General features: G+C 64.3%; 16 protein-coding genes and 1 pseudogene. 3 read left to right on the top strand and 14 right to left on the bottom strand.

The genetic code is table 11. The features are described from left to right. Positions 1-128 precede the first annotated feature (128 nt). The 11 genes and pseudogenes from IVB41_RS27945 to IVB41_RS27895 form a co-directional block, all read right to left on the bottom strand. Positions 129-575 carry a cytochrome c gene (locus IVB41_RS27945; protein ID WP_247437277.1) on the bottom strand — a complete coding sequence of 149 codons (447 nt, stop codon included), beginning with the start codon at positions 573-575 and terminating at the stop codon, positions 129-131. A 105-nt stretch (positions 576-680) separates the two neighbouring features. After that, entirely contained in the window at positions 681-2,990 is a 2,310-nt protein-coding gene (locus IVB41_RS27940; RefSeq protein ID WP_247437275.1) for a xanthine dehydrogenase family protein molybdopterin-binding subunit, read from the bottom strand. A gap of 219 nt (positions 2,991-3,209) precedes the next feature. Further along, the gene (locus tag IVB41_RS27935; protein WP_407062506.1) at positions 3,210-3,554 is read right to left on the bottom strand and encodes a DUF6984 family protein; all 345 of its coding nucleotides are present in this window, start codon (positions 3,552-3,554) and stop codon (positions 3,210-3,212) included. 36 nt (positions 3,555-3,590) lie between these two features. Continuing rightward, the gene (locus IVB41_RS27930; RefSeq protein WP_247437272.1) at positions 3,591-4,133 is read right to left on the bottom strand and encodes a GNAT family N-acetyltransferase; all 543 of its coding nucleotides are present in this window, start codon (positions 4,131-4,133) and stop codon (positions 3,591-3,593) included. Between the two features lie 42 nt (positions 4,134-4,175). Next, positions 4,176-4,646, bottom strand: coding sequence for a DUF1127 domain-containing protein (locus IVB41_RS27925; protein WP_247438213.1), 471 nt, complete (start codon positions 4,644-4,646; stop codon positions 4,176-4,178). Between the two features lie 90 nt (positions 4,647-4,736). Further along, on the bottom strand, positions 4,737-5,150 hold the full coding sequence (locus IVB41_RS27920) for an SRPBCC family protein (protein WP_247437270.1): 414 nt from the start codon (positions 5,148-5,150) through the stop codon (positions 4,737-4,739). A gap of 163 nt (positions 5,151-5,313) precedes the next feature. Beyond that, on the bottom strand, positions 5,314-6,840 hold the full coding sequence (gene murJ / locus IVB41_RS27915) for a murein biosynthesis integral membrane protein MurJ (protein WP_247437268.1): 1,527 nt from the start codon (positions 6,838-6,840) through the stop codon (positions 5,314-5,316). A 43-nt stretch (positions 6,841-6,883) separates the two neighbouring features. Next, complete coding sequence (locus tag IVB41_RS27910; protein ID WP_247437266.1) at positions 6,884-8,035, bottom strand: DegT/DnrJ/EryC1/StrS aminotransferase family protein; 1,152 nt, start codon at positions 8,033-8,035, stop codon at positions 6,884-6,886. Positions 8,036-8,068: 33 nt separating this feature from the next. Further along, a complete protein-coding gene (locus IVB41_RS27905) occupies positions 8,069-9,073 on the bottom strand; it encodes a Gfo/Idh/MocA family protein (RefSeq protein ID WP_247437264.1) in 1,005 nt (334 codons plus the stop codon). A gap of 184 nt (positions 9,074-9,257) precedes the next feature. Continuing rightward, the gene (locus IVB41_RS27900) at positions 9,258-10,670 is read right to left on the bottom strand and encodes a mannose-1-phosphate guanylyltransferase/mannose-6-phosphate isomerase (protein WP_247437262.1); all 1,413 of its coding nucleotides are present in this window, start codon (positions 10,668-10,670) and stop codon (positions 9,258-9,260) included. A 7-nt stretch (positions 10,671-10,677) separates the two neighbouring features. Continuing rightward, a pseudogene (locus IVB41_RS27895) lies at positions 10,678-10,955 on the bottom strand (UDP-glucuronate 5-epimerase); the annotation flags it as partial. Here IVB41_RS27895 and IVB41_RS27890 point away from each other — a divergent pair. The 3 genes from IVB41_RS27890 (at position 10,863) to IVB41_RS27880 (ending at position 13,186) form a co-directional block, all read left to right on the top strand. Next, the gene (locus IVB41_RS27890) at positions 10,863-11,060 is read left to right on the top strand and encodes a hypothetical protein (RefSeq protein WP_247438257.1); all 198 of its coding nucleotides are present in this window, start codon (positions 10,863-10,865) and stop codon (positions 11,058-11,060) included. The pseudogene IVB41_RS27895 and the gene IVB41_RS27890 sit on opposite strands and share 93 nt — an antisense overlap. A gap of 150 nt (positions 11,061-11,210) precedes the next feature. After that, positions 11,211-12,170: a lysylphosphatidylglycerol synthase transmembrane domain-containing protein gene (locus IVB41_RS27885; RefSeq protein WP_027566831.1), complete on the top strand. Its 960-nt coding sequence runs from the start codon at positions 11,211-11,213 to the stop codon at positions 12,168-12,170. Then, on the top strand, positions 12,167-13,186 hold the full coding sequence (locus tag IVB41_RS27880; RefSeq protein ID WP_247362646.1) for a glycosyltransferase family 4 protein: 1,020 nt from the start codon (positions 12,167-12,169) through the stop codon (positions 13,184-13,186). The genes IVB41_RS27885 and IVB41_RS27880 overlap by 4 nt, the downstream gene beginning before the upstream one ends. On the opposite strand, the gene IVB41_RS27875 is transcribed toward IVB41_RS27880, so the two are convergent. The 3 genes from IVB41_RS27875 to IVB41_RS27865 are packed head-to-tail and all read right to left on the bottom strand — an operon-like array spanning position 13,174 to position 17,254. Next, positions 13,174-14,121 carry an NAD-dependent epimerase/dehydratase family protein gene (locus tag IVB41_RS27875; RefSeq protein ID WP_247437260.1) on the bottom strand — a complete coding sequence of 316 codons (948 nt, stop codon included), beginning with the start codon at positions 14,119-14,121 and terminating at the stop codon, positions 13,174-13,176. The genes IVB41_RS27880 and IVB41_RS27875 overlap by 13 nt on opposite strands. Beyond that, positions 14,118-15,338 (bottom strand): glycosyltransferase family 4 protein, encoded by a 1,221-nt coding sequence (locus IVB41_RS27870; protein ID WP_247437257.1) that lies wholly within the window; start codon positions 15,336-15,338, stop codon positions 14,118-14,120. Before IVB41_RS27870 ends, IVB41_RS27875 begins: the two co-directional genes overlap by 4 nt. Positions 15,339-15,340: 2 nt before the next feature. Then, complete coding sequence (locus tag IVB41_RS27865; protein WP_247437254.1) at positions 15,341-17,254, bottom strand: nucleoside-diphosphate sugar epimerase/dehydratase; 1,914 nt, start codon at positions 17,252-17,254, stop codon at positions 15,341-15,343. Positions 17,255-17,298 lie beyond the last annotated feature (44 nt).

Genomic DNA, 17,298 nt, shown 5'->3' with positions numbered 1-17,298 from the left:
GCCGCTTTTTCCCGATTCCCGGTAGCCCGGATGGAGCGCAGCGCAATCCGGGGCAGTCTGTCAGCTCGGATGGATTTCCCGGATTGCGCTGCGCTCCATCCCGGCTCCGAACTATAAGCTTTCTTCCCTCAACCGTTCTTCACACGAAACGTTTCGTGGCAGCCGCCGCATTCCTTGCCGACCGCGGGGAAATTCGCCTTGAGCGAGTCCAGATCCTTGATCTTGCCCTTGGCCTCGGCAACGACCTTGGCGAAGCTCGCGACCTTGGCATCGAACCCGGCCTTGTCCTCCCACACCTTCGGCGAGGCGCTGTAGTCACCCTCGGGCTTCATGCCCTTGGCGCTCGCCGGAAACAGGTTCGGCAGCTTCTTCGCGGTGTCCTCGAACTGCGCCAGCGCGCTGTCCACCGTGGCCTGGTCGTAGGGCTTTTCGCCCTTGACCATCGCCGCCACTGCGCCGGCGTTCTTGCCGTTGCCCTTCATGAGGGTCTGGACCTCCTTGACGGAGTCCTGCTGTGCCCAAACCGCGCCCATACCGAGCAAGAGCGCGCCCCCAACCAACAACACTCGCTTCATTCGTAAAATCCCTTTCCTTGGTGCAAGATCGCCTTAATGCAGGATCGTGCTGACCCCTCAATGGGGCCAACACCGCTTAGCAGATTTCATTCCTGCGGAAGATTGTCACAGGCTGTGACGACGATGGTGCTCGTTGATGGCGATCCACACCCGCTCCGGGGTCGCCGGCATGTCGATGTGGTCGATCTTGTACTCGCGCCAGAGCCCGTCGACGATGGCGTTGACGACGGCCGGGCAGGACCCGATCGCACCGGCCTCGCCCGCACCCTTCACCCCCAGCGGATTGGTCTTGCAGGGAACGTTGGCCGTCTCGAACACGAAGTCCGGCCCGTCCGCCGCGCGCGGCAGCGCGTAGTCCATGAAGGTCGCGGTGACGAGCTGGCCGTCGCCCGCACCATAGACCACCTGCTCCATCAGCGCCTGGCCGATGCCCTGCATGGCGCCGCCATGGACCTGGCCGGCCAGCAGCAGCGGATTGAGCGTCATGCCGAAATCGTCGACGATCACGTAGTTGACGATTTTGATGATGCCGGTGGCCGGATCGATCTCGACCTCCGCGACATGGGTGCCGTTCGGATAGGTGCCGTCGGCGCTCGCAAAGGTCGCGCTCGCATTGAGCTTCGACGGATCGACGCCGGGACGCTTGGCCAGATCGGCGAACGAGATTGAACGGTCGGTGCCGGCAATGCGCACCAGCCCATCGGTGATCTCGAGGTCGCCGGCACTCGCTTCCAGCGCTTGCGCGGCGATCTCCTTGAGCCGCGCGCCGAGTTCGCGGGTCGCACGCTCGACGCTGACACCGCCTGACGGGATCGAAGCCGAGCCGCCGGTGCCGAGGCCCGTGGCGATCATGTCGGTGTCGCCCTGGTGGACGTGCACGCGCTCGGGCGCCACGCCGAACTGCTCGGCAACGATCTGCGCATAGGCCGTCTGGTGGCCCTGCCCGCTCGACTGGGTCCCGATCAGGACCGTGATATCGCCATTGGGGTCCATCCGCACATTGGCGGTCTCCTCGCCCATGGTGCCGCAGACCTCGACATAGCTCGCAAGTCCGATGCCGCGGATCAGGCCATTCTTCTTGGCCGCCTTGGCGCGCTTGCCAAACTCTTTCCACTCGGCGATCTCCATCGCGCGCTTCAGATGCGCGGCGAAGTCGCCGGAATCGTAAACCTTGCCGGTCGCGGTCTTGTAGGGCAGCGCTTTCGGCTGAATGAAATTCTTGCGGCGGATGGCATCCACCGTCATGTCGAGTTTCCGCGCGCAGGCGTCCACGAGACGTTCGATAACGTAAGCCGCTTCGGGCCGCCCGGCGCCGCGATAGGCATCGACCGGCACGCTGTTGGTGAAGATGGTGCGCACCCGGCAGTGGAACGCCTGGATGTCGTAGAGGCCCGGCAGCATGCCGGCGCCGCCATGGGGAATGTAGGGACCGAAGGTCGAGAGATACGCGCCCATGTCGCCCATGAGGTCGCAATCCATTGCGAGGAACTTGCCGTCCTCGGCCAGCGCCATCTTCGCGGTGGTAACGTTGTCGCGGCCCTGCGCATCGCCCATGAAATGCTCGGTGCGGTCGGCCGCCCATTTCACCGCCTTCTTCAGCTTTCGCGCGGCGACTGCCAACAGGGCGTATTCCCGATAGGGAAACAGTTTTGTGCCGAATCCGCCGCCGACGTCGGGGCAGATCACCCGCATCTTGTCGGTCGGTATGTTGAGCACGTTCTGGCAGAGGATGTCGCGCAGGCGATGGCTGCCCTGGCTGCCGACCGTCAGCGTCAGATGGTCCCGCTTGGCGTCGTATTCGCACACCGCCGCGCGCGTCTCCATGAAGTTCGCCACCACGCGCGGATTGACGATGGAGATCTCGGCCACCGCATGCGCTTTCGCAAAGACAGCTTCGGTCGCTTTCTTGTCGCCGATCGAAACGTCGAACAGCACGTTGCCGGCCTTGTCCGGCCAGACCAAGGCTGCGCCCTTCTTCACGGCGTTGACGACGCCGGTCACCGCCGGCAGCGGGCTCCATTTGATGTCGATCGCCTCGATCGCGTCGCGGGCCTGGTCGATGGTCTCGGCGACGACGAAGGCGATGGAATCGCCGACATGGCGCACCTCGTCCTTGGCGAGGATCGGGTAAGGCGGTCCCTTGAACGGGTCGGTTTCGAGATTGAACAGGCACGGCAAGTCGCCGAGATCTGCGACGTCATCGGCGGTCAGGATCAGCGCAACGCCCGGCAGGCCACGGGCGCGGCTCGCATCGATGGTGTATTTGGCATGCGCATGCGGCGAGCGCAGCATCAAGCAGCGGAGCGCGGCCTGCGGCGCATAATCGTCGGTATAGCGGCCCTTGCCGCGGATGAGTGCGTCATCCTCCTTACGCAACACGCTCTGGCCGACGCCGAACTTGATAGGGGCTGCCATTTGATCTCCACGTCCGCATGGTTGTTTTGCCGGCATATTGCCGTGGAAAAACTGGCAAGGCAAACGGCTTTAGTCGGGGACGGTGTTGCAGGACGGAAAAAGCACCGCTTGCTCGTCATAACGGCATTACGCGGAATGGTCGGAGTTTGCCCCTTATGGAGGCGATGATTCCGTGGACCTCCGGCCTGGACCAGTTGTTCGAACGCCTCGGCGCCTGACTTACTCTGAGATACTTCGTTGACCGAACAGCGAGGGGCGGAGTTCGTCCGAGGCTGCCATCTGCTGCAGTGGCGTAAAATCGACTTTCCAAAGATCGAGTTCAAACAGTTCCCCGCGCTGGTCGATATTCAGCGCGACCGACACCAGCACTCCGTCTGCATCATCAAATTCGGCTTCACCAATACACTTACCGAAGCGCCGGTCTGCGCTACCGACGAAGCAAAGGCTACCCATTCCACCATCGTTCATCTCTTCTACGAGGTCAAAATGGCCGTACGAAGATGAAGTCTGACCTAGAATAAAGAGAACCAGGTCACGCTCTTTGGAGGGAAGTGGGCGTGGCATCATTTTTCTCGTAACGGCTGGCGTGCATTGGCTTTATCACGCCGTGCTTGCGACGTCTGCGCCGAATGTCTTCATCATAAGATACTTGTCATAGATGGTGTCACCTATGCGAATGGCACGACGATCCGTACCGTATATCTCGAACCCGTTGCGCTTATAGGTCTTGATTGCAGCGGTTGCTGTCGACAGCACGGCAAGATGCACCTGTTCGACACACGTCTCGGCATGGGTAAGAAGCTCTTTGATCAGCCGATCTCCGACACCCTTTCCTCGACTATTTTCCTTTACGTAGACCGTGTAGATGTGCCCCCTGTGCTGCGTTCTCTTGTCCGCCGACACATAAAAGCCGGCGACCCCGATCAAGCTACCGCATTCAAATGCGCCCAAAATACTGCCGCTGAGCCAATGGCGATAAGCCGCTATCATGGCATCGCCGCCTTCGTCCTCTTCGGACGATCCAAACGATTGAGGGTGCCGCTGAAGTGCCTCCGCGCGAATTTCGCGAAAGATCCCCAGATCGTCGACAGTTAATCGTCGGATTTCCGCGTCCACCTGGTCCGCCGCCGAATGTGGCGTCATGATCGCCGTCCTTCTAGTGCCTCAGCTAAGATTTATCGTCATTTACATCACACCACGGCCCCACGGATGCGTCGCGCGATCTCTCAGCGCATCGATAGCCCGTTCCGGCGCGATGTAATCAACCTCGCCACGCGTCAAGCCGATATCCATCAGCTGCCTGTCACTCAGGTCCTGCAAGGCGATTTGTGGGCCGTGCCGCCAGCGCCAGTCCTGGAGCGCACGCCAGTATCGCGCGAGCAAGCCTGGGATGCCCCACGTCGATACAAGTTCGACGGGGAGCCCCTCGGTCTGGGATGTGATGTTCGTCTGTTGAGGTGGCATCGCATGCTCCTGCTGTTGTGCCGGCAGGGAAGCGTGACCAAACAAAAGGCCCCGTCCGATGCCGGCGGGGCCTGGTGAAAAGGTGTCGTCGTCGAATTCTAGCGCGCGACTCCTTCCACGGCCCAGCCGAAGCGGGTCATGTGGTTGCGGTTGAGTTTGCGCGACGATTTGATCATGAAAGGCCAATACCACAGCCAATGCGCGATATCAAGGGATGTATGGACGTCCGTCACATCCTTGAAGCGAGCGCCTGACTCTGGCGCATCCTTCCCCCACACGCTCTCACGTATTCTGCTTCGCTTCCACGTATCGTGCGAAATTGTCGAGGATGGCCTGCCAACCGCCTTGCTGCTGCTCGACCGAGTGCGTCGATTCGCCATCGAAGACAACCCGGACCAGAACGCCCTTCGGGCTGGGCACAAACTCGACTTCGGCTTTTCGTTCGCCGAACGCGTATTCGATCCGCTTGTGCTCGATGATTTTCGTGTAGGTACCGGCGAAATCAAAGCCCATGCTGCCGTCCTTGGCCTCCATGCGCGATGAGAAGACACCGCCTTCTCGCAGGTCGACGGTGGCCTTGGTCGTATGCCAGTCGTCGGACGCGGCGTTCCATTTCATGATGTCCGCGGGCGTCGTATAAGCGCGCCAGACCTGATCGATGGGGGCTGCTACGTTGGTTTCGACGGTGATCCTCATAAACAGTGCTCCTGGTTCGATTTTTGCCGGATCGAGGTGACGGCATCACGTCAATTGTGCAGGGTCCATCCACCGCACGTCCGAGATGTGTCCATCCAAGGACGATCGAGACTGGTCCGTGCCGACAAAGCCGAGCCGTCAATACGTTGAAAATATGAAAAAGCTAGCCGCGCACCAGCGAGACCAGCCAGCGGCGGCCGAACAGTGCAAGGATGGCGAGCGCATAGACGATCGTGCCCCCGACGGCCAGCAGAAGCAGCGTCAATTCGTCCCGGAAGTGCATCGCGCCGAGCGAAGGACCGCCGAAGCGCGCGATGAGCCAGAAGGCGGCGGCCAGGATGATCCCGGTCAGCAGGAATTTCGCGAGCGACAACAGCCAGGCGCGGTCCAGCACGAGAAAGCCTCGCCGCATCGCGAAGAACAGCACCAGCAGCAGGTTGGTCCAGACGCCGACGGCCGTGGCCAGCGCCAGACCGATCTGGGCCAGCGACCCCATCAAGGCGACCTTGAGGGCAACGTTGACCGCGATACCGGTCAGGGAGGCGCGAACCGGGGTCGCCGTGTCCTTGCGGGCGTAGAAGGTCGCGACCGCGCTGCGGATCAGCACGAAGGGAATCAGACCGATGGCATAGGCCGCGAGCGTGGCGCCTGCGGCGGCGGCATCGGTTTTCGAGAATGCCCCGCGGGCGAACAGCGCGCGCATGATTGCGTCGGGCACGGTGAGGAAGGCGGCGACGAATGGCACCGAGAACAGCAGCGTGAAATCGAACGCCCGGCGCTGCGCCTTCATCGCACCGTCATGGTCGTTGGCCGTGATCCGCCGCGACATCTCCGGCAGCAGCACCGTGCCGATTGCAATGCCGATCACGCCGATCGGGAGCTGGTTGAGGCGGTCGGCATAATAGAGCGCCGACAGAGCGCCGGCGGGGAGGAAAGTCGCGATGATGGTGTCGGCGAACAGCGCGAGCTGCGTGCCCATCGAGCCCAGCGTCGCCGGCCCGAGTGCCTTAAAGAATGCGCGGACGTCTTCGTCGAGCTTGAGCGGCGCAAAGCGCGGCAGGCCGCCATGCCGGGCGAGATCGCCGGCGAGCAGGAAATACTGCAAAAAACCCGAGATCAGGACGCCCCAGGCCGCGGCGTGGCCCGCACTGGGAAACCAGGCGGCAAGCGCCAGCGTCATCATCATCGAGATGTTGAGGAAGATCGACGCGGCCGCGGCGCTCGCGAAGCGCTGCATCACGTTGAGCATGCCGCCATAGAGCGTCACCAGCGTGATCAGCAGCAGATAGGGAAAGGTGATCCGGGTCAGCTCGATCGCGAGCTTGCGCTGTTCGGCGTCCTCTGAAAAGCCGGGCGCCAGAATGCTCATCGCCTGCGGCATGAACAGCCAGGCGACGATCAGCAGCACCACTTGTGAGGCCAGCAGCAGCGTGAAGATGCGGTCGGCGAACAATCGTGCCGCCCCCTCCCCGCGCTCGCCATGGACGTGCGCATAGGCCGGCACCCAGGCGGCATTGAAGGCGCCCTCTGCAAAAATGGCACGGAAATGGTTGGGCAGGCGCAGCGCCACGAAAAAGGCGTCCGCCACGGGGCCGGCGCCGAGAATTGCCGCAAGCATGATGTCGCGGGCAAATCCCGTCAGCCGCGAGAGCAGCGTGTAACCACCAACCGTGAAGATACGTCCGAGCATCTTTCCCTTCTAAAGGAAGAGCTCGCGCAGCAAAACGGCCAAATCAGGTTGAAAGCGCGCCACGCACGGCCGCGATGACCCGCTCCTGATCGGCTTCGGTCAGATAGGCGTGCATCGGCAGGCTGATGACGTCCTGCGACAGGCTCTCGCAACCCGGCAGGCCGCCCTCGGCGACCGGGTACTGCTTGTAGGCGGTCTGCTGATGCATCGATTTGCCGTAATAGATGGCCGTCGGCACGCCCTGGGCCTTCAGCGCGGCGGCAAAGCCGTCGCGGTCGGTGCCCTCAGGGAGACGGATCGTGTACTGGGCCCAGACTGACGTATTGCCGGGAGCAAGGCGCGGCACGGTGACCACGTTGCTGAGTCCTCGTGCGTAGCGCTCGGCGACCTTGTTGCGGGCGGCAATCTCGTCGTCGAAGATCTTCAGCTTCTCGATCAGGATCGCGGCCTGCATGGTGTCGAGCCGGCCGGTCAGGCCGAGGCGGACGTTGTCGTATTTGTCGACACCCTGCCCGTGCACGCGGATGCTGCGCAGCGTCGCCGCAAGCTCGTCGTCATCGGTGAGGATCGCGCCGCCGTCGCCGAAGCAGCCGAGCGGCTTTGCGGGGAAGAAGCTAGTCGCGGTGGCGAGCCCAAAGGTCCCGAGCTTGCGGCCCTTGTAGCTCGCGCCAAAACCCTGCGCTGCGTCGTCGAGCACGAACAGCCCTTCAGCCTTGGCGATCTCGGCGATGGCATCGTGATCGGCCGGCTGGCCGAACAAATCGACCGGAATGATCGCGACCGGCTTGAGGCCGGCCTTGCGGGCGGTCGCGATGCCGCGCTTGAGCGATTCCGGGCTCATGTTGAAGGTGGCTTCGTCAACGTCGACATAAACCGGCGTCGCGCCGGTCCGCGCCACCGGCGAAGCCGTCGCGATGAAGGTGAAGGACGGACACAGCACGGCGTCGCCGGGCCCAACATTCTTCGCCATCATCACCATCAGGATCGCATCGGTGCCGCTGGCGCAGCCGATCACATGCTTGGCGCCGCAATATGCCGCAAGCTGCTTCTCGAGCTCGGCGACTTCAGGGCCGTTGACGAACTGACAATGGTCGAGAACCCGCTTCACGGCAGCATCGAGCGAGTCGCCGAGCCGGCGGCGCTGCGAGGCGACGTCGATGAAGGGAATGGGTTCGGAACGCAGATGCTGGTTCATGGCGCCTTCTTGGCTAGTCGACATGGAAAGAGTTCAACCGGCAACGCGGCGCGGACCCTTGCGGGCCGACGACGTGGCCGCGGGCCGCGACGGCGTTTCCAGGCACTGCGTCGCGATCTCGAGGCTGGCGACACCTTCGTCGCCGGTGACCGCCGGCGTCTCGCCGTTGCGCACGGCCTTGAGGAACGCGATCAGCTCGGCGCGGAGCGGCTCGTCATGGCCGACCGGCAGATGGCGCATCGAATAGCTGCCGTCAGGCTTGAAGCCGAAACATTCGGTGACCTGGCGCGTCAGGAGATCGCCCATCACGTATTTGCCGCGGGTCGCGACCGTGACGCTACGCGCCTTGAACGGCGTCAGCCAGTTGGTGTTGATGTGCGCGAGCACGCCGTTGGCGGTGCGGAACTGCAAGAGCGCGATGTCCTCGCGCTCGGCGACCGCACTCGACAATTGCGGCTGCACCTCGACGATGTCGGACTCGGTGAACCAGCGGATCAGATCGATGTCGTGCACGGCGAGATCGATGACGACGCCGACATTGGACATGCGCGGCGGAAACGGGCCGACGCGCGTGATCGCGATCGACAGAATATCCTCGCCCGCGATCGCCTGCTTGACGGCGGCGACCGCCGGATTGAAGCGCTCGACATGGCCGACCATCAGCGTCACGCCGGCCTTTTGCGCAGCCGTGACGATCTCGCGGCCTTCCGCGACCGTGGACGCAATCGGCTTCTCGACCATCACGTGGATGTTCTTGGCGATGCAGGCGAGCGAGACCTCGTGATGCAGATGGGTCGGCGCCGCGATGGTGACGGCATCGACGCCTTCGACGAGCAGCTGGTCGAGCGTCTCGAAGCTCGCGCAATTGGCAAGCTCCATCGCCCGGGTGCGATGTGCCGGCGAAGGATCGACGACGCCGACGAGGTTGACGCCGGGAAGACCCGCGAGCACGCGCGCGTGGTTGCTGCCCATCACGCCGGCGCCAATGACGCCGACGCGCAAGCCGGCCTTTGCCGGTGCCGATCCTGTGGAACTCATTTGAGCAAACCCCGATTCAACGCAAATCCCCGGGGCGCTTCTAGCACGGACGCCACATTTGTGGCGAATGGGGAGCTAGCGGTCCGGACACGATTTGATTCAAAAAGTTACACGTTTCCCGGGCCTTAAGCCTCTGAAAGAGACCACTCTTTTGGCCCGGGTCGCGTGATTCGGAGTGTGCTGGTTACGACCTTTGATAATCGTCTTCAATCCGGATGATGTCGTCTTCCCCGAGATAGCTTCCAGTCTGGACCTCGATCAGCTCCAGCATGATTTTACCGGGGTTCTCCATCCGGTGCACCGCGCCCATCGGGATGTAGATCGACTCGTTCTCGTGCACGCTTTTGACGGTCTCGTTGACGGTGACGCGGGCGGTGCCGCGGACCACGATCCAGTGCTCGGCGCGATGATGGTGCTTCTGCAGCGACAGACGCCCGCCGGGCTTCACCACGATGCGCTTGACCTGGTGGCGCTCGCCATTGTCGACAGACTGGTAGCTGCCCCAGGGCCGATGCACCTTGAGATGCTCCTCGGTGACCTTCGGTGCGACCGCCTTGAGTTTTGTGACCAGCCGCTTGAGCCCGTTGGCATCCTTCTGGCGCGAGACGAGCACCGCGTCCGCAGTCGCAACCACGATGAGATCGTCGACGCCTTCGAGCGCGACGAGCGCGGCATCGGTGGTGACGTTGCAGTTGCGGGAATCCTCGAACACGGCGGCGCCATGCGAAGCATTGCCTTGCGCGTCCTTGTCCGACAATTCCCACACCGCGTGCCAGGAGCCGACGTCGGACCAGCCGCAGGACACCGGCACGACCGCGGCGCGCGCGGTCTTCTCCATCACCGCATAGTCGATCGAGATCGCCTTGGCCGCGCCGAACGCCTCGGGCTCCAGCGTCACGAAGCCGAGATCGCGGCCGGCATTGGTCACGGCATTGGAAATCGCCTCCACGCTCGCCGCATCGACCTTGCGGTATTCGTCGAGCAACACAGTGGCGGGGAACATGAAGTTGCCGCTGTTCCAGAGATAGCCGGAATTGACGTAGTCGGCGGCCTTCACCGCATCCGGCTTCTCGACGAAGCGCGCGACCGCGTGTACCTCGCCGGAGATGACCTCGCCCGGGCTGATATAGCCGTATTCGGTCGCCGGCCGCTCCGGCTTGACGCCGAAGGTGACGATGCGCCCGGTACTCGCGGCGGTGAGGCCCTGGCGACACGCCGCGACGAAGGCCGCATTGTCCTGCACCACGTGGTCGGCGGCGAGCGCGAGCACGATCGCCTCACTCGCGCGGTTCTGCGCGAACACCGCGCCGGCGGCGATCGCGGGGCCGGAATCCCGCCGCATCGGCTCGAGGATTACGTCGGCCTCGATGCCGATTTCCGCGAGCTGCTCCAGCACCATGAAGCGGTAGGAGGCGTTGGTGATGACGATCGGGCGATCGAACAGCGAGGCCTCCGAGACGCGGAGCAGCGTGTCCTGGAAGGTCGAGCGCGTGCCGAACAGCGGCAGGAATTGCTTGGGGCGCACCTCGCGCGAAGCCGGCCACAGCCGCGTTCCGGCACCGCCGCACATGATCAGGGGGATAATGCGTTTGTCCATCGTCATTTCAAACCTTGAACTCGTTCCGATACCAGGTGACAAAATTACGAACTCCGTGCTCGATCGGCGTTGACGGTGCAAAGCCGGTTTCGCGCATCAGATCCTCGACATCCGCGAACGTTTCCAAAAGGTCTCTCGGCAGCAATTCTTTGATCGCCGTCCGACCCAGCCCCTGCTCCAGAATCCGACGACATGCATCAGCTCTTCCGGATGGTGGTTGCCGACATTGTAGACCTTAGACGGCGCATTTGCGGCAGCCGGGTCATCGGCGGGCATCAAGCCGATGAAATCGGCGGCGCCCGTGACCAAAATCACCTGATCCCTCATCCTGTTCCCAAGGTCTGCTTCGCCCGATCCGTGCTCGATCTTTCGCCCGCGGCGCCTCTTTAGCCTCCGCATCGACGGGGTCGCAATAGCTCCGCTGCCCTGCATGAGGGCTCTCGATCACCGCTATTGCAAGATCGACGCCAAAACCATACCAAAGCGGCCGAATTCGGCGCCTTGCGTCGGGTTGCTTCAACCCTTGTTCATGCGGGCGAAATGCGCCGAATCCTGCTGTCGACGGCCAAGATCCTGATTTCCGGAGCGCTGCTCTACCTGGCGCTGCGCAAGGTCGATCTGTCCGAACTGTTTTCGCGCTTCACCGTGACCAGCCTGTTCTGGATCGGCTTGGCGATCGCCGTCACGTTCCTGCAAATCTTCGTCGGCGTGTTGCGCTGGCGCGAGGTCAGCGCCGCATGCGGCGCCCCGCTCGAGCTCGGCCGGGCCATGCGCTACAACGTGATCGGATCGTTCTTCAACCAGACCCTGCCCTCGGCGATCGGCGGCGATGCGGTCCGGTTGTGGCTCGTCGCGCGCGCCGGCGCCGGCTGGCGCGCTGCGACCTACTCGATCTTCGTCGATCGCGCGATCGGTTTGATCGCGCTCGCGATCATGATCGTCGCGAGCCTGCCCTGGAGCTACAGCCTCATCGCCGATCCACACGGGCGCTCGGCGCTGCTGCTCGTCGACCTCGCGGCGCTCGCGGGTGGTCTCGGCTTCCTGGTCTTCGGCGCGCTGAAATGGCACTGGCTGAGAACCTGGTGGGCCACGCATCACATCCACGCCTGTGCCGTGATCGCCAACCGCGTGATCTTCAGCCGCTCGCGCGGACCAGCCGTCGTGATCTTGTCGCTCGCCGTGCATGTGCTGGCCGTCGTGGTCGCCTGGTGCGTCGTGCAGTCGATCGCGGCGCCGGTCGGCTTCAGCGACGTCTTTATGCTGGTGCCGCCGGTGATGCTGATCACGATGATGCCGATCTCGATCGCCGGCTGGGGCGTGCGTGAAGCCACCATGAGCCTCGCGTTCGGCTTCGCGGGGCTGGCCGCCAACGAGGGGGTCAACGTCTCGCTGCTGTTCGGCGCCGTGTACTTCATCGTCGGCGCGATCGGCGGCCTGGTCTGGATCCTCAGCGCGGAGAAAGCCGCGCAGGGATCGGCGCCGCTCGGGGTACCGGAGTGAACGCGGCCGTTGACGCGCTCGGCGCCGTACCCTCGCTGCTTGCCGTTGCGATTGCCGCGCTGGTGTCGGGCGTCATCACCTGGACCAGCCGTCCCCTGCTCCAGCGTTACGCATTGGCGCGGCCCAACGCGCGGTCCTCTCATCGCATCCCGACCCCGCAGGGTGCGGGCATCGCCGTGATATCAGCGACGCTGCTGGTCGCATCAGCCTGGGCAGCCTGGGCGAACATCGCGATTCCGCCGGCACTGATCGCTGCAACGGTCTTGATCGCCGTGGTCGGATTTGCCGACGACATCAAGTCGCTGCCGGTGCTCGTGCGCCTCGTGCTGCAGGCCGCAGCTGTCGGCGCCGTCGTGTTCACCACGCCCGAGACCGCGCGCATCGTGCCGGCGCTGCCGCTCGCGCTGGAGCGCGGACTCATCCTGCTGGCGGGCGTGTGGTTCGTGAACCTCGTCAATTTCATGGACGGGCTCGACCTGATGACGGTGGCGGAAGTGGTGCCCGTCACCGCCGCGCTGCTGCTGCTGGGACTGCTCGGCGATTTGTCGTGGCCGGCCGCGCTGATCGCCGCGGCGCTGTGCGGCGCCATGCTCGGCTTTGCGCCGTTCAACAAGCCGGTCGCGAAAGTCTTCCTGGGCGATGTCGGCAGCCTGCCGATCGGCCTTTTGCTCGGCTGGTGCCTGCTCGAGCTCGCCTGGCGCGGGCAGCCCGCCGCGGCGCTGTTGCTGCCGGCCTATTACCTCGTGGATTCGACCATCACGCTGTTCCGGCGCATCGCAAGGCGCGAGCAATTCTGGTCGGCGCATCGCTCGCATTTCTACCAGCGTGCCACCGACCATGGCTTCACGGTTTCCCGCGTGATCGGGGAGGTGTTCGCGCTCAATCTCGTGCTCGCGGGGCTTGCCATCGTCACCGCTCGCGCCGGCTCGATGACGATCACGCTGACCGCGCTGTCGGCGGGCGCAATCGCGATCGGCATCGTGCTGCGGCGGTTCTCCCGCCCTCAGGCGTCCTGAGCCACCAGCGCCAGCCGCAGCCCCTCGTCGAGAGACACCGGCGGCTGCCACCCGGTCGCGGTCGCCTTGGCGAGGTTGAGCTCGAGCGAGCCGATCAGGCTGTCATGCGTATCCTGCCGGCCCAACACGCTCAGCAACGTCCCGAGCAGGTCCTGCGGCATGCCGAACAGCCGCGAGCTCTTGCCGGCAGCCTTGGCCAGCCGCTCGATGAACTCGGGCGTCGAGACCTGCTCCCTGTCGGCCACCAGGAATATCTCGAAATTGCTCGCGGGATCTGGATGAGAGAGCCGGCGCAGGATGAACGACGACAGGTTCTGCACGGCAAGGAAGGCGCGGTGGTTGCGGATCGCGGCAAAGGGCAGCGGCAGCCCGAGGTTCACTGCACGCGTCAGCAGCGCGAAATTGCCCTTGGCGCCCGCACCATAGACCAGCGGCGGCCTGATCACCGAGACCTTCATGGCGCTGTCGCGCGCCAGCGTCTTCAAGCCCGCTTCGGCCGCGGCCTTGGACATGCCGTAGAGACCGCGCGGCGTCAGGACATCGTCCTCGCTGAACGGCCCGCGGCCCTCATTGCTGCGACCGTGCACGAGAACGGTGCTGATGAAAATGAACTGCCGCACGCCGGCCGTCGCCGCGCTGCGCGCCAGGTGCAGCGTGCCGGCAATGTTGACGTTGCGGTAGAGCTGGACCGCATGCTCTTCGTGCTTGTGATGCACCCGTGCGGCGAGATGAACGACGGCGTCGACGCCTTGAAGCGCGGCCTGCCAGTCGGTTTCGGGGCCGATCGTTTCGATCACGACCTCGTCGTCCATGCCTTCCGGTCTGCGGACCGCGCGGCGGATCGACCATCCCTCGCGCGCCAGTGCGGGCACGACGTGACGGCCGACGAAACCGCTCGCCCCCGTCACCAGCACGACTGGCTTGCGCTCGTTCATCGTTGCTCCGGCAGTTCGGGGTTGCGCAACAATTCGTCGGCCAGGGCCGCATAGGCGTTCATCGCGGTGACGCGATCGAACTTCGCCGCCGCCTCCACCGCGCGCTCCGCAAAGGCGACACCGTCGGTGCGAGACGCCGCGCGGATCGCCTCGGCCAGTTGATCGGCGCGGCCCGGCGTCACGACCCAGCCCAGCCCGTTCTCCACCACGGTCAACGCGGCCTCGGCCTCCGGTTCGGAGACCAGCACCACGGGACGGCCGACCGCCAGCAGATTGTAGAACCGGCTCGGCACCGAAACCCCCGCAACGTCCTTCCGGTACGGAATGATCCAGAGATTGGCAGCCGCCAGGAATGGTTCGAGCTCGGCATCCTCGACCCGTCCCACGAAGGAGACATTGGGCAAGTTCGCCTCAGTCTGCAACTGCTTCAACCGCTCGAAGCCGATGCCCCAGCCGGAGAGCAGGAAGTGGGTATCAGGCTCGTCCCTCAAAAGACGCGCCGCCTCGAACACGATCTCCGGATCATGGGTGAAGCCGAGATTGCCCGACAGGCCGACAACGAAACCCGCCGAGAGCGCTTTGCGGAACGGATTATCCGCCGTCACCGGCCGGGGTGCGGCCACGAGCGTCGCCCAGTTCGGGATGAAGCGGATCTTGCTCCGCGTCATGCCGGAATAGCTCAGCAGCGGCCGTTCCGCATCGCGGCCGATGGTGATGACGGCATTGAGCGCGCGGAACATCAGGCTGTTGGCGGCGCGCATCGTCATGGTCACGATCGAACCGGGCTTCAGCAGGCCCGCCATCACCAGCACGTCCGGGAAGAGGTCGTGCATGATCAGCGCCGAGCGCGCGCCTTTCAGCCTCGCCGCCGCCGCGACTGCGTAAGGCAGCATGAACGGTGCGGTAACGGTGAGCACGACGTCGCCTCGCCTCAACTCCCGTGTCAACGCCAGGAACGTGCGCATCGCGAACAGCAGCTCGGAGGCGCCGCGCCGCACCAGCGCCGCCTTGCCCGCCATGCGGTTCTTGACGGCGACGACTCGCGGCTTGCCCGGGCCGGTCTGCGAGGCCGGCAACGCGCCTGATGAGCCCGACAGCACCACGACCTCGTGATCCCCGGCGATGCGGCAGGCGATCTCGGCCATGATCGCCGCCGTCGTGCTCGGATCAGGCGGGTAGTGCTGGCTCGCCACGACGATCTTGCCTCGAGGCTGCATGATCAGGCCGCGGTGGACCCGAATTCCGGAATCGCGTCCTTCAGGATGGTCCTGATGGTGGCCCGATCGTCGCGCGCGATCGCCTGCTCCAGCGCCGCAATCCATTTGCGCAGCGTCTGCATCGGCGGCTCGTTCGGCTGCGCGGCCATGATGCCGGCGACGCCGATCTCGCGGGTCGGCTCCTCGGAGGCGAACAAGATTTCGTGCAGGCGTTCGCCGGGCCGCATGCCGGTGAACACGATTTCGATGTCGTAGCCGGGTTGCAAGCCCGAGAGACGGATCATGCGCTCGGCGAGATCGACGATCTTCACCGGCTGGCCCATGTTGAGCACGTAGACCGACACGTCCGAACGCTGCGTTCCCAGCGCATGCGTTGCCGCCGTGATGACGAGATCGCAGGCTTCGCGGATGGTCATGAAGTAGCGGACCATGTCGGGATGCGTGACCGTCACGGGACCGCCGGCATCGATCTGGGCCTTGAACTTCGGCACCACCGAGCCGTTCGACGCCAGCACGTTGCCGAACCGAACCGAGATCAGCCGCATCGACCGCCTGGCGCCGCCGTGACCCGCCGCAAGATCATGGTCGAGCGCCTGGCAATACATCTCGGCGAAGCGCTTGGTCAGGCCGAGCATCGACACCGGCTCGATCGCCTTGTCGGTCGAGATCATCACCATGGCTTCGGCGCCGGCACTGTGCGCCGCATCGGCAACGTTGATCGAGCCGAAGATGTTGGTCTTGACGCCCTCGCTCCAGTCGCGCTCGAGGATCGGCACGTGCTTGAGCGCGGCGGCATGGAACACGATGTCCGGCTTGAACTCGGCCATCAGGCGCATGATGCGCTCACGGTCGCGGATGTCGGCGATCCGCCCTTCGATCGAAGCAGCGGTGCCGAGCGCCGCGAGCGTTTCCGTGATTGCGTAGAGCGCGGGCTCGGAATTTTCCACGATCAGAAGGCGCGCGGCGCCGAACGCGACGACACGTTCGCAGATCTCGGAACCGATCGAGCCGCCCCCGCCGGTGACGATCACCGCCTTGCCCTCGATCAGGGCCTCGAGCCGCGCATAGTCGATCTTTTCGCTCGGCCGCAGCAGCAGGTCCTCGACGGCGACGGCCGTGAGCCGTGGCGTATCGCCACTCTCGAGCGAGGGCATGCGGCTCACGATCACGCCGAGCTTGCGCGCCCGCATCAGGATCGATTCGGGATGGGCCTCCGGCTCGAATGCCGTCGGCGTCATCACAACGCGCGCGATCCCCTTGCCGCGCTTGGTGAAGTCGGCGACGACATCCTCGATGTCGTCGACGCCGCCCAGGACAGGGACGTTGCGGATGGACTGGCCGCGATCGGAACTCGACGGCGAGAGCACACCGACCGGCCAGATGTGCTTGATCGCCCCGCTCTCGATTCCGCGCAACAGCACCTCGGCGTCCGCGGCGCGGCCGATCAGCAGTGTCGGCGCGGCATCTCCGGTGCGGGCGTGACGCCGAACCCGCGTATAGCGGAAATAGCGGTAGGCCATGCGCAACGCGCTGAGGAAGGAGATCTCGATGAACCAGTAGAGGACGATGGTCACCTTGCCGAGGAAGAAGGCGCCGCGAACGTTGGGGGCCACGAAGATGTAGTCGAGCACCAGGAGTGCAACCGTCAGCACGGTCGCGACGCGGATGATGTTCAGCGCGTCGGGCAGCGAAATGAAGCGCCATTTCGTCGTGGTCAGGTTGAAGACGAAGAACACGACCACGCTGAAGGCGAGGAAATAGGGCAAGATCTGGATCAGCAGCGGCAGGCGATCGAAGAAGCCGTCGCCGCCCTCGAAGCGCAGATAGAAGGCGGCGAACAGCGCCGCCGTGGTCGCCAGCAGGTCGTGGAGCGCGATCATGAAATTGCGCAAGGTGAGATGCGAAAGACGCGTCATCCGCTGACCGAAAATCCAGTTAAATGCAACCTGATCGCGCTGAT

It is taken from the genome of Bradyrhizobium sp. 44, from assembly GCF_023073095.1.
Lineage (GTDB): Bacteria > Pseudomonadota > Alphaproteobacteria > Rhizobiales > Xanthobacteraceae > Bradyrhizobium.
This window is presented reverse-complemented; position numbering and strand designations above follow the sequence as displayed.

What these genes read in the sequence shown, in the direction of transcription:
- IVB41_RS27945 (WP_247437277.1), bottom strand. Translation starts at nt 575, where the DNA reads ATGAAGCGAGTGTTGTTGGTTGGGGGCGCGCTCTTGCTCGGTATGGGC.
- IVB41_RS27940 (WP_247437275.1), bottom strand. Translation starts at nt 2,990, where the DNA reads ATGGCAGCCCCTATCAAGTTCGGCGTCGGCCAGAGCGTGTTGCGTAAG.
- IVB41_RS27935 (WP_407062506.1), bottom strand. Translation starts at nt 3,554, where the DNA reads ATGCCACGCCCACTTCCCTCCAAAGAGCGTGACCTGGTTCTCTTTATT.
- IVB41_RS27930 (WP_247437272.1), bottom strand. Translation starts at nt 4,133, where the DNA reads ATGACGCCACATTCGGCGGCGGACCAGGTGGACGCGGAAATCCGACGA.
- IVB41_RS27920 (WP_247437270.1), bottom strand. Translation starts at nt 5,150, where the DNA reads ATGAGGATCACCGTCGAAACCAACGTAGCAGCCCCCATCGATCAGGTC.
- murJ (WP_247437268.1), bottom strand. Translation starts at nt 6,840, where the DNA reads ATGCTCGGACGTATCTTCACGGTTGGTGGTTACACGCTGCTCTCGCGG.
- IVB41_RS27910 (WP_247437266.1), bottom strand. Translation starts at nt 8,035, where the DNA reads ATGAACCAGCATCTGCGTTCCGAACCCATTCCCTTCATCGACGTCGCC.
- IVB41_RS27905 (WP_247437264.1), bottom strand. Translation starts at nt 9,073, where the DNA reads ATGAGTTCCACAGGATCGGCACCGGCAAAGGCCGGCTTGCGCGTCGGC.
- IVB41_RS27900 (WP_247437262.1), bottom strand. Translation starts at nt 10,670, where the DNA reads ATGGACAAACGCATTATCCCCCTGATCATGTGCGGCGGTGCCGGAACG.
- IVB41_RS27890 (WP_247438257.1), top strand. Translation starts at nt 10,863, where the DNA reads ATGCATCAGCTCTTCCGGATGGTGGTTGCCGACATTGTAGACCTTAGA.
- IVB41_RS27885 (WP_027566831.1), top strand. Translation starts at nt 11,211, where the DNA reads ATGCGCCGAATCCTGCTGTCGACGGCCAAGATCCTGATTTCCGGAGCG.
- IVB41_RS27875 (WP_247437260.1), bottom strand. Translation starts at nt 14,121, where the DNA reads ATGAACGAGCGCAAGCCAGTCGTGCTGGTGACGGGGGCGAGCGGTTTC.
- IVB41_RS27870 (WP_247437257.1), bottom strand. Translation starts at nt 15,338, where the DNA reads ATGCAGCCTCGAGGCAAGATCGTCGTGGCGAGCCAGCACTACCCGCCT.
- IVB41_RS27865 (WP_247437254.1), bottom strand. Translation starts at nt 17,254, where the DNA reads ATGACGCGTCTTTCGCATCTCACCTTGCGCAATTTCATGATCGCGCTC.